This is a genomic window from Flagellimonas lutimaris (assembly GCF_003581615.1).
In the GTDB taxonomy this organism is placed as follows: Bacteria; Bacteroidota; Bacteroidia; order Flavobacteriales; family Flavobacteriaceae; genus Flagellimonas; species Flagellimonas lutimaris.
Map to the genome: position 1 here is coordinate 130,602 of NZ_QXFH01000077.1, position 1,418 is coordinate 132,019.

The 1,418-nt window shown below is 34.8% G+C and carries 2 protein-coding genes; both read right to left on the reverse strand.

Annotated elements, in window-relative coordinates:
• Positions 1 to 194 precede the first annotated feature (194 nt).
• Positions 195 to 791: a DUF6624 domain-containing protein gene (locus tag D2V08_RS14790; RefSeq protein WP_119608950.1), complete on the reverse strand. Its 597-nt coding sequence runs from the start codon at positions 789 to 791 to the stop codon at positions 195 to 197.
• Between the two features lie 19 nt (positions 792 to 810).
• Positions 811 to 1,308: a RidA family protein gene (locus D2V08_RS14795; RefSeq protein ID WP_119608952.1), complete on the reverse strand. Its 498-nt coding sequence runs from the start codon at positions 1,306 to 1,308 to the stop codon at positions 811 to 813.
• Positions 1,309 to 1,418 lie beyond the last annotated feature (110 nt).

The window sequence follows — 1,418 nt, forward strand, 5'->3', positions numbered from 1 at the left end:
CGTGAATTGCGCAGCAATGGAGCAACTTGGTTGAGGCCGAAGGCTTTCAAATCCGTCCCAACGGACTTGTGTATGAGTAGTAGCGGATTTCTACTCGTAAACCTTTCGGTTTTACACTGCCCTTTGTTTTATGTTTTTACTTTCGTTTAATCACTTTAACCGCTATTACTTATACACCGTGTTAGGGGCAGTTTTTATTCTATCCAACCAGCAGATTTTCTCCATTCGTTGTATTCACTTTTTCTTTCTTGGAAGTCATCTGGTGGACTTTGGTTTTCCTTTTTCACTCTTTCTTTCATAATCACGGTTTGCTCTTCAAGTGAATTAAGCCCAAGAGTTTTTCTACGTAGATTTACTTTTTCTATATCGTCTATTTGATTTGGGCTCATCACTCCATTAATGTCCCAATCAAATTGAGTTCCATAAAGTTGTTCTTTTCCCTCAAAAACAGCTATTCGGTCAGCCAAATATGCAAGACTAATCGGGTCAGCTTTGTTTTCTTGAACAGCTTTTTTAAGCATTTCTGCCGATTTCTTCATAAATTCAGGCTGTCCGATAGAATGTTGAATAATCAACCAAGCTGCTTCATTAGCTTCTTTGCCAACTTTATCTATTGTCGGATATCCAATTTCATCAATTATTTGACTTAATTCTTTCGCATTAGTATTGTGTAATGCTTCCATTTCTTCATTATATCCATTGGAAAGTTCTTCTTTTTTTATGAGTTCATTTCTAAGTTTTAAGTCCTTGTTTTTTAAGTCAATAATCTTCTTAGCGACAACAGTGTTCATACACAAAGAAATTGTTTTATTAATTCGGATTGGTTATTTCTGCAATTAAATCTACTTCTAATTTGGCGTTTGGTTCGTATAGCCTACTAACTTGAACCCAACTGGCTGCTGGATAGTCGCCTTGATAGAAACTTTTTCTTGCATTATTGTGCTTTTTCATTTCCTCAATATCAGTCGTATAGAGTGTTTCTTTAACAACATCCTTTGGGTTTGCTCCAAAGGCATTCAAACATTGTTCAAGAGTTTTGTATAGTTTTGTTATTCCTTCTGGACTTAAATCAGATGTTGGAACTCCCGATATATAGATTGTATTACCAACTTTTACCACTTGAGCATATCCTGCACTTTCGCTTTGTTTAGCAGAATTGTCCCAATGCCATTTTTCCTTGATTATAGTATTGTTTTCAGGTTTGCCAGTTATTTCTTGTTGACATCCAAAATTGATGGTCAAAATTAGTAGAATGAAAAAGAACCATAACTTTGTTATTATACCTTTAAAGTTGATTTTGTCTTTCATTTTTTCTTAGTTTTCATTTTATTTCAAAGGCTGGTTTAAATTGCCCCTAACGCCCTGCTAAACGCAGTGACGTTCTGGGTTTTAAATTATGTGAATTTATTCACAAATAA